Raw genomic sequence first — 10,028 nt, 5'->3', positions numbered from 1 at the left:
CCTCAGCACGGATCTTCGGGAACTGTTCGGTCTTCCAGCGCATCACCTTTGCTTCGTCGCGCTGGGTCGCCTGCGTGGTGGGCCGTTGCGGGGACATTCCCCAGCGCCGCAGCATCCTTCCGACCGCCTGTTCAGTGATACTGATTCCGAACAGCCGTGCGATGAGGTCTCGTACAAGCCAGCGGGTCCACAGTTGGAAGTCGAACTGCATCTGGTCCGGGGTTTTGGTGCAGAGGATCGTGTAGATTTGGTCGGCCTGCTGGTCCGTCATTTTCTTTGGCCTTCCAGGAATCGGCTTGGCTCGCAGCGCCTCAATCCCGCCGTCGCGGTACTGYTGCGCCCACGAGAACACCGCCGCCCGGCTGAAGCCCAGTGCTTTTGCCAACTCGTCGGCGTTGGCGCCGTCGTCAACAATCTGGYGCGCCACGCGAATCCTGATTGTTTCCAGTGTTCCGTGGTCAATTTTCCGACCGTCGGGCTTCCGCATGCAATGATTAAATCATGCCGAGTTGCACTTTGTCCAGATACTTTCATTCCCATTAGTATGTAGACGCGCGCTGGTTGTGTCTATCTGAGCTTGCAACTGAGCCGCTCCACCGCCAGCGAGTGACCAGGGATGCCTCGCAAGATCTATCCGCTTGATTCCGAGGGTGCTGATATACGCATCCGTGTGGTCAGCATTCGCGAAGTTCTCTACTATTCGTGTCCACACGAGGCCTTTGGCCGGGTCGGCCGGTGCGCTGGGCTCGCCCCGGATCCCAAGGACAGTCTGCACCGTGGTCAGGGAGGGGCGGCGGTGGCGGCCGAAGATGRGGACGGTCGGGGTTCCGTGGCCGGGGATGTAGGCGCCGCTGGTGTCGACGAGCAGGGTGAGGTCGACGCTCGGGAAGAACTCCTCGATGAGTTTCTTGCCGAACTCGCGCTTCATGAAGGAGTTCGCGGTGATCTGGCCGGTGAAGCCGCCGTTGACCGCGAGTCGGAAGAACCGCTGCGCGAACGGCACGCTGAGYGCGTACTGGCGATGGCATGCGCTCCAGCGCACCCGATAGGCGTTGCTGGGGGCCCGGTCCTTGACCGTGATGTACGGCGGGTTGCCGACAACCGCGTGGTAGCGGGCTTCCAGGATCTCCTTCAGCTCGCGAGCGTCCTCGTACTCGTAGGTGAACTCACCCTCACCGGTGGAACCCGTCAGGGCGTGGGTGGCGACGCCGTCGAGTTCGTCCTGCTGATCCTCGGTGCCCCACAGCAGGGAGTCACCGATGGCGATGCGGATGCGCCAGACGGGGGCGTCGACGAGCCGGGTGATCCCGCAGACGGCCAGTGCGGCGATGACGAGGCGGAACCGGGCGATCGCCGCCGCGAACGGGTTGATGTCGACACCGTGGACCTGGCCGAGTACGCGCTCCACGTGGACCTTGACGTCAATCCCATGTTCCTGCTTCTGCCACCGGTCGAGCAGGAGGTCGAAGGCGCCGAGCAGGAAGTGCCCGGAGCCGCAGGCCGGGTCGATCATCCGAACCTCGGCGAGGCCGAACTCGTCGATCGCCGGGGCAAGGGTCCGGCCGAGGATGAACTCCTCGACGAACTCGGGGGTCTGGAGCAGCGCGTAGTCCTTACGCGCCTGTTCGGAAAGATCCTGGTACAGATCGCCGAGGAAGCGGGTGGAGGACGCCGGATCGGAGAAGTCGTGGACGAGAGCGCCGGTTTCCGGGTCGATCCGCCGCCAGAACTCCAGCAGGCCGGTCGCCGCGTCCGGTGAGATGTCCACCAGGTGCAGCGGGTTGTGCCGGTTGACCAGATCCCGGGTTGCGTCGTACGCCTCCAGCCGGGCGACCGCCGCCCGCAGGTAGTCCAGGTCGGAGTCATTCTTGTGGTCCTCCGCCTGGAAGTAGAAAGTCTGCCATTCCCGGGCCTCGGCCACCCCGTCGACCCGTTCCCTGGCCTCGCCTGTCTCGTCGGCCTCCTGCTCGGGGCGGACCGGGCCGGCCAGCATCGGACGTCCCAGCAGCGTGTTGTCCTCGCAGAATCGGGTGAACACGCAGGCCAGCACCCAACCGACCGCCACCTGGGTGAGCTGCTGGTCGAGCCACGTCTCGTAGCCGACGCCGGTGCGACAGCCGGTCTTCGCCTCCTGGTACCGCTTGTGCAGCCGATCGTCGACGTCCCGGTCCGACCGGGCCCGCGCGCGCAGGTCCGCCTCCAGGCCGCGGACCTGCCGCTGGAGATCGGCCAACAGGCGTCTCGCCTCGATCACGCTGCTCCTCCCTCAGCGCCGTCGGCGAGCCGAGACTCGTGCCGGACAATCCACTCCTCGGACAGCGCCAGGCCCTGGTTGCCGAACTGGGGCACGGGAGCGCCACCATCCAACAACGGTTGTTTGTCCACGTCGGCCCAGGGTACGAGCAGCCACACCGTACGCACCGGTGATGTCTCGGTCGCCATCCGCACCGATGCGCGCAGCTCATCCAGTACCACCAGCGCCGGATCGTACCGGGCGACCACCCCCGCATTCGTGATCAGCACCGCCGGCCCCGCGGCCTCGATCGAGGCCCGCACACCGGCGAGCCCGGCCTGCGCGACCCTTGAGAGGTTGGCCCAGTCGCGCGACGATCGGTCGGCGGCGTCGGCCGCCAGGACGATCGACCACTGCACCCGGTGCTGGGCGCAGAACTCCCGCATCCCCGCGAGCAGGGCTTGTTCCGCGTCGACAACGGTGACATCCTGCGCGGCCAGGCAGCGTTCGGCCCGGGCGAGTCGCCGCGGCGGCACCGACAGCACCAGCCAGCCGCCGTCCACCAGCGAACGGGTGAGCCGGTCATCCGCGGCCAGCACCTCGTCGGAGACCCGGCGCCATCCCATTGTCGTCCAGGCGGCGCCCGCGCCGGTGCTCCAGCGCGGCCTGGTTCCACGGGAGGTGACCAGGGAGGTGAGCCCGGTCACCTCGATGCGGCGGGTCACGTACCGCTTTTTCTCGTCGTCCCAGCACAGCGGCACCCCGGCCGCGTCGAGCAGGGCGTCCAGCTCGGGACGGCCGGGCAGCGCGCCCGCGTGCGGGAACCGCACGATGATCCGCTCGGCCACCTGCTCGGGGGTCAGCTCCGTGCGGCCGTACAGCGCCCCGGCGGCCAGCCGCAGCGCCCGTCCCGCGTCGAGGCCTCGCGGGTAGACCTCCAGGCGCGGCGTCACCGCGGCGTTCTCGGAGGCGATCATGGCGACGTCGAGGAGCCGTTCGGGGAAGATCAGGGAGGGGTCGGTGTCGCCGGGGGCGCGGACGGCGCGCAACGTCTCGATGACCCGAGCCGGAGCCGGCAGCGGGTCCGCGCCGGCGAGGTCGTCGGCCGCGCCGCCGAGCCGGGAGGCCCAGTCCAACCGATCGGCGGTGGAGGGCCCGTCCCCGGCGCGCGCGGGGCCGGCTGCGACGAGGATGCCGTTGGGCTCTCGGCTGTACACCAGCCGTGGATCGCCACCCATCTCGGAACCGCCGGAGGCGTCGTGGGTGGTGTCGTGGGTGGTGTCGTCGCGGGGGGAGTCGTCGGCCAGCTCGGCATCGATCGCCGCGCGTACGACGGCCTCGGCGAGCCGGGAGCGCAGCGGTTCCTCCACCGTGCTGCCCTGAAAGTCGAGCAGGGCCGCCGCGCAGTGCCGGGCGGAGGCGACCCCACCGACCGACTCGACGACCTTGACGATGGTGTCCCGCAACTCTCGCATCCCGTCGAGGGCCAGCCAATGCCGCTCGAACCTGGCTACCGCCTGCCGGACGGTACGTTGCTCGCGGTCAAGGGCCTTGGCCGCGTCGCGCACGCTCGTCCATGCGTTGCCGCCCTGCTCGCCGAGGCCGAGCAGGGCTTCGGCGACGGCCCGGTCGGTCGCGCGGGGGATGAGCCCGGCGGCGACGCGGTCGAGGAGCGTCGGCTCGGTGGGCCGCTCGGCCGGGGAGGAGGTGACCTGGCCGGCCAGCCGGTCCAGGTCCGCACGCAACTGCTGGCGGGTCTTCGTACCGATGCCGGGCAGCCAGACGACCTGGGCGGGCGACAGGTCGAGCGCGCCGCCCACCGTATCGATCGACAGCCGTTCGAACACCGACAGCACCGGGCGGGACAGACCGGCGGCGCCGATGGGCGTGTCCCGGCTGATGCGCGCGGAGGGCGGCTGCGGGACCACGCTGGCCGGTTCGGCCAGGATCGCGTTCCAGGCGCGGCGCATGTCCTCCGCGGTGTCGAAGCGCTGTCTGACGTCCCGGTGCAGCGCTCGGCGGAAGAACTCGGTGAGACCGGTCGCGTACGACCGGTCGAACAGCTCGGGTTCGATCGCCACGTCGGCGTCGACGAAACTCGGATGCCCGCCATGGGTTCCGTACTCGGGCCGGCGTGCGGTCGCCATCTCGTAGAGCGTCACCGCCGCGGCGTATCGCTCGGCAGCCTGATCCCATCGGCGGCGCTCGCCGCGGCCGAGGAACGGGTCGAGGTACGGGCGGGTGCCGGCTTCGATGGCCTCCAACGGCTCCTTCGCCAGGGAGAAGTCGAACAGGACGAGCTGCCGCTTCTTGCCCCTGCCGCCACGTTCGGCGACGCCGAGGTTGTCCGGCTTGATGTCGCGATGCGCCAGCCCGGCCCGCTGTAGATGCTGGACGATCTCCAGCAGGTCGTCGCCCCACCCCTGGAGCCATTCCGGTTGTAGTCGGCCTCGCTCGCGTAGCTCCTGGGCGAGGGTGCGTTCCCCGGCTGAAGTGATCAACAGGGCCCGGCGTGGGCCGACGTCGATCACGCCGTCGCTCAGCAGCTGCACGACACCGGGATGCTCGCTGAGGGTGCGCAGCGTCTCGGCCTCGGCGACCAACCGCGGATCCCTGTCTCGGTCCAACGACACCTTGAGAACCGCGCGCCCGCCGTCCCGCTCGACGAGCAGAGCGAGCGCCGTCGAGCCGCGGCCCAGCCGGCCGAGGACCGAAAATCCGCCCTCCAGTTCGGCGCCGGCCTCGGCCTCCAGGGGATCAACGACAACCGGTGCCTCCTCCGCGATGGCGGCCAGCCGTTCCCGAACCAGGTCGAGATCGAGCAGGAACGCGGCCATGTCCCGGGTGCGTTGCTCCGGGTCGGCCTCGGTCGCCCGGGCGACGAGCTCGTTGAGCTCCTCGGAGACGGCATCAACCTGTTCGGCGAGTAACAGTCGGTTGTGTTCGGACAGACGTCGGCTGAGCTCCCCGGATGAGGCCGCGGGGGGTTTCCCGGTGAAGATCCGGTAGGCGATGGCGCCGACCCCGAAGACGTCGAGGGTGACCCCCTTCGCCGTGCCCCAGCTCCACTCGGGTGCGAAGTAGGCCGCGGCGGCGTCGTCGGCCAGTTCGACGTAGCCCCCCGTCGACGTGGCCGGGCCGGTGGTGCTCGGTATCCCTGACGTCGATTCGGAGCCGCGGGAGGCCGTCTGCCAGTCCGTGATCTGGAGGGCGAAGCGGTCGGACCGGCGCCGAACCCAGACGCATCGCGGGCTCAGGCCCCGGTGCGTCAGCACCCGCCGGTGGGCGTAGGCCATGGTCTCGGCAAGGACGCGCAGCAGTGCCAACCGATCGTCGAAGGACAGCTCGCGTTCGTGTTCTTGGAGGAAATGGTCCAGCCGGATCAGCTCGGGATCGTGGGGAAAGACGAGCGCGGGGCCCAGATCGTGCTCGACGAAGTCGATCGGCGCCGCGATCCCCGGATAGTCGATGCCGCGTAGTGCGAGGTACTCCCGCTCGGCGGCCCGCACGAGCTGGTCACGCTGGTGCACCGACTCCACACCACTGGCCAGATAGATCCGCACCCGCCGCGGCCGGTCGTCGGGAAACCGCTGGTTGCGGGCGAGGAAGTCCTGCCAGCCGACGCCCTCCTGGAAGGCGGGCAGCTCCAGGCGAAGGCTGCCGACGGTCCGCGCCCGCTGGGACGGGCGGATTCCGGCCTGGTCGACGGCCCGGGCCAGGGCATTACTGAGCTCGCCGTCCACCCGGCCGGGCTGCCGCGCGAAGTCCAGGAAACTCGGCAGCTGGGTCTGGTCATGCCGTCCGAAGACGTGCGCCCGGCCTTCTGGGACAAGGCGGATCTCCAGCCGCGCGTCGCTCAGGAATACCGCGCCCTCCACCCATGGCACCCGTCGGCCCCGCATCGCCGGCCGGGAAACCAGCAGCGACTTCAGTTTGCGGGCCTTGCGGTTTGCTCCGATGACGGGGTTGTCGACCGGGGCGCGGTGGCTCTGACGCCAGGTGCCCGCGTCTCCCACGAGGACACCGGACCAGGACTTGATCTCCAGCACGACGATGCCCGCCGGCAGGACGAGAAGCAGGTCGACCTCGTTGACGGAACCGTCGGACCCGAGAAACTCGGCGTTCGCCCAAGCCCGGTAGGGATCCCCGGTTGGTAGCTGCGCCTTGAGATAGGACAGGGCCGCACGCTCCCAGGCGTACTCGGACGGTGTGCACTGCGTCCAGCGCTCATCGTCCAATGGGCCCTCCCCCGATGCGCGGCCGGGCCCGGAACCGGACCGGCACAGTCCAAAGATCTTGAATCGTATCTCTGTGGCTGCAGGTGCTTGCAACCAGTGCTGTGGGTAGGCCGTCCCGCGATGGGCTCCAGCGGTGTCGGGGCTGCCCAATCTCGCCGACGCCGCCGGGTGAGGCCACCGCGGCGCGGTGAGATCTGGACCGGCGGGCATCGGGGGCCAGCCGGGCAGCGGCTGGTCCTTTCCTACCGGGCTTCTGCCGGGGCGCGTTCCACCGGCGGCCGATCAGGCCCCGGAACCGGTGCTGATCCGTTCCCGGTACCGGCTCGCCCGGTAGACGCCGAGGATGCGGTGGTCGGCGTAGAAGGACAGCTCCTCGAAGGCGCGGGCGACGGCCGGCTCCTCCGGGCTGCCCTCGATGTCGGCGAGGAACTGGGTGGCGACGAAGCCCCCGCCCACCATGTAGCTTTCCAGGCGGGTCATGTTGACCCCGTTCGTGGCAAAGCCGCCGAGGGCCTTGTAGAGCGCGGCGGGCCGATTGTGTACCTTGAAGAAGAACGTCGTGACGATCGGGCCGACACCGGCGGCCGCGCGCAGGTTCTCGCCGGACAGAATCAGGAACCGCGTCGTGTTGTGCTCCGCGTCCTCGAGATCGGCCTGGAGGATCTGCAGCCCGTACGCCTCGGCGGCGAGCCGGGAGGCGATCGCGGCCCTGGCCGGATCGCCGGCCTCGGCGATCTCCCGGGCGGYCCCGGCGGTGTCGGCGTGGGCGACCGCCGTCAGACCCAGCGTGCGCAGCGCCTCCCGGCACTGGGCCAGCGCCTGGGGATGGCTGTGCACCGTCTTCACCTCGTCGAGGGTCACCCCGGGCAGGCCGAGCAGCTGGTGAYGGATCGRCAGGAAGTACTCGCCGATGATGTGCACCCCGGGGCGGGGGAGCAGATGGTGGATGTCGGCGACCCGACCCGCGGTGGAGTTCTCCACCGGGATCATCGCCAGGTCCACCTCACCCTCCTCCAGCGCGGAGAAGCACTCGTCGAAGGTCTGGTAAGGGACCGCGTCGTAGTCCGGATAGACGTCCCGGCAGGCGATGTGGGAGTTGGCTCCCCGCTCGCCCTGGAACGCGATCCTCTGTCGGGCGGTCATCCATGTCCTCGAATCCGCTGGATCGGGTACCGGCTGGGTCCGTGCCGGCTGGGTCCGTGCCGGTGTTGGTGCCGGTGTTGGCTCCTCGACCGTACAGTCCCCGGGCGAGGAGTCCCCCCGCGCCCGAGGAGCGGGCTCAACCGCCGGCGGCGAGCGCGCGCGGCAGCGTCCGTGGCAGTGTCCGTGGCTCCGTCTCGGGCGGGAGCAGGCGGATGCCGGCGTGCAGCAGCACGACGCCGCGGCGGCCGACGAGCACCGGATCGAGCAGGATCTCGGTGATGGCCGGCAGTTCCTCCCCGAGCCGGGCGACGCGGTGCAGCAGGTCGGCCAGGGCGTCGGTGTMGGCGGCGGGCGCCCCGGAGCCGCCGAGCAGCAGCACACTGCCGCGGATCTCCTGGATGAGCTCGGCCGCGTCCCGGTCGGTCAGCGGCAGCGTGCGGGAGAGCGGGTCGACGAGCAGGTCCGCGACGACCCCGCCCAGGCGCAGTGAGAGCAGCGGACCGACGATGGGATCCTGCCGCAGCCGCACCACGGTCGACACCCCGGCCGGGGCCATCGGCTGCACGAGCATGTCGCCCGGCCCGACGGCGGCGCGGATGGCCTGCCAGGCCTGCGTGAGCCCGGCCGCATCGTCGACTCCGAGCTGGACGGCGCCGACGTCGAGCCGGCTGCGGAACCGTTCGTCGGCGATCTTCAGCGCCACCGGCCACCCGAACGCCTCCGCCGCGGCGAGGGCCTCGGCCTGGTCGCCGACCCGCCGGCTCGGCCAGGCGCGCAGGCCGACCCCGGCCAGCAGGGTCGCGACGGCGGCATCGGGCAGCCACGCCCCGTCCTTCGGGTAGCGCTCGGCCTCGGCGCGGGCGCGGTCCAGGTCGATGCCGGCCAGCACGGGGACGCTGCCCTGGTCCCGGGCCCGCCAGGCGGCATGGTCGGCCGCGCGGGACAGCGCGAGCGCGGCCGACTCCGGCGAGGCGTAGGACGGCACCGACCCCGGGCCCGGGGTACCCGAGCCGTCCCGGACAGCCAGTTGGGCGGGGATCCCATCCTGCCCGAGAAAGGAGGCGAGCAGCGGCAGGCCGCTCTCGACGGCCACCGCGCGCACCGAGCTCGCCAGCCGGTCGACCTGCGCGTGCGGGGTGACCAGGGTGATGATCGCGTCGACGTCCCCGGAGGCCGCGACCGCGCGCAGCGCGGCGTCGAACCGGTCCGGATCGGCCAGCGGCCCGAGATCGACGGGGTTCGTGGCGTACCGATGGCCGACCAGCGTGGCGAGGCCGGCGCAGGTCGAGGCGGACAGCGCCGGCACGTCGAGCCCGTAGGTACGGCAGGCGTCGGCGGCGAGCGCCGCGAGCGCGCTGGAGGTCCCGACGATGCCGACCCGCCGGCCGGCCGGCAGCGGTTGGCAGGCCAGCAGCTGGGTCGTGTCGAACAGCTGGCTCAACGTGTCGACGCGGATCACCCCGGCGCTGCTGAACAGGGCGCCGATGTCGCTGTGGGCGGCCTCCCGCCCGCTCTTGAGCGCCACGACCGGCTTGTGCCGGCTGAGCTCGCGGGCGATCCGGGCGAACCGGCGTGGGTTGCCCAGGCTCTGCAGATGCAGCATGACCACGCCGGTTCGTGGATCGGAGCGCCAGTACCGCAGCAGGTCGTTGCAGGAGACGTCCGAGCGGTCCCCGATCGAGACGAACGTGGAGATGCCCAGCGCGCGCCGGGAGGCGTCGGTGAGGAACGTGCCCGCGAGCGCCCCGGACTGGGTGAACAGGCCGACCCGGCCGGGCGGGGGGTCGCCGACCGCGAAGGTGGCGTGCAGCCGGACCGTCGGGACGGTGTTGATGACGCCCATCGCGTTCGGCCCGATCAGTCGCATGCCGCCGTCACGGGCGATCCGGATAACGTCCGCGAGCCGGGCCCGTCCCTCGTCACCCCCGTCGGCGAAGCCGGCCGCGACCACGATGACGCCGCGTACCCCCTTCTCCGCGCAGGCCCGCATGACCTCGGCGACCCGTGGCGCCGGCACCGCGACGACCACGAGGTCGATCTCGACTGGGACGTCGCGCAGGTCTCGGTAGGCGTAGACGGACGCCACATGGGTTGCCGCGGCGTTGACCGGATAGACAGAGCCGGTGAACTCGCTGGCGAGCAGCCGACGGAAGATCTCGTGACCGATCGAGCCCGGCTCGCGGCTCGCCCCCACCACGGCGACCGTGCGCGGGTGGAGTAGCCGGGCGATGCTGCGCGACTCCGCCAGGTTCTCCCGCAACGGATGCCTCCTCGCTRGTTCGTCGCTGGTTCCTCGCTGGTTCCTCGCTGGTTCCCGCTGGCGGCGGGGAAGACCGCGACGCCGGCGCGACGCCGTCCGGAAGCGAGGTTTACTCGTGTCGTCGCGGGTAGGTCCGGGTACGCCCGGACAGCAT

The 10,028-nt window shown here is 70.7% G+C and carries 5 protein-coding genes; all 5 read right to left on the bottom strand.

Annotated features, from left to right (window positions below):
• Positions 1 to 487: IS630 family transposase (locus tag KBI5_RS14680; RefSeq protein ID WP_133057036.1), on the bottom strand; the 487-nt coding region annotated here is incomplete at its 3' end.
• A gap of 12 nt (positions 488 to 499) precedes the next feature.
• Complete coding sequence (gene pglX, locus KBI5_RS14675; RefSeq protein WP_116289919.1) at positions 500 to 2,254, bottom strand: BREX-2 system adenine-specific DNA-methyltransferase PglX; 1,755 nt, start codon at positions 2,252 to 2,254, stop codon at positions 500 to 502.
• Positions 2,251 to 6,471: a BREX system serine/threonine kinase PglW gene (gene pglW, locus KBI5_RS14670; RefSeq protein WP_023841474.1), complete on the bottom strand. Its 4,221-nt coding sequence runs from the start codon at positions 6,469 to 6,471 to the stop codon at positions 2,251 to 2,253. The genes pglX and pglW overlap by 4 nt, the downstream gene beginning before the upstream one ends.
• 282 nt (positions 6,472 to 6,753) lie before the next feature.
• Positions 6,754 to 7,614 (bottom strand): prephenate dehydratase, encoded by an 861-nt coding sequence (locus KBI5_RS14665; RefSeq protein WP_085015539.1) that lies wholly within the window; start codon positions 7,612 to 7,614, stop codon positions 6,754 to 6,756.
• A 136-nt stretch (positions 7,615 to 7,750) separates the two neighbouring features.
• The gene (locus KBI5_RS14660; RefSeq protein WP_085015538.1) at positions 7,751 to 9,874 is read right to left on the bottom strand and encodes an acetate--CoA ligase family protein; all 2,124 of its coding nucleotides are present in this window, start codon (positions 9,872 to 9,874) and stop codon (positions 7,751 to 7,753) included.
• Between the last annotated feature and the right edge of the window lie 154 nt (positions 9,875 to 10,028).

The organism is Frankia sp. KB5 (assembly GCF_002099325.1).
Classification (GTDB): Bacteria; Actinomycetota; Actinomycetes; order Frankiales; family Frankiaceae; genus Frankia; species Frankia casuarinae.
This window is presented reverse-complemented; position numbering and strand designations above follow the sequence as displayed.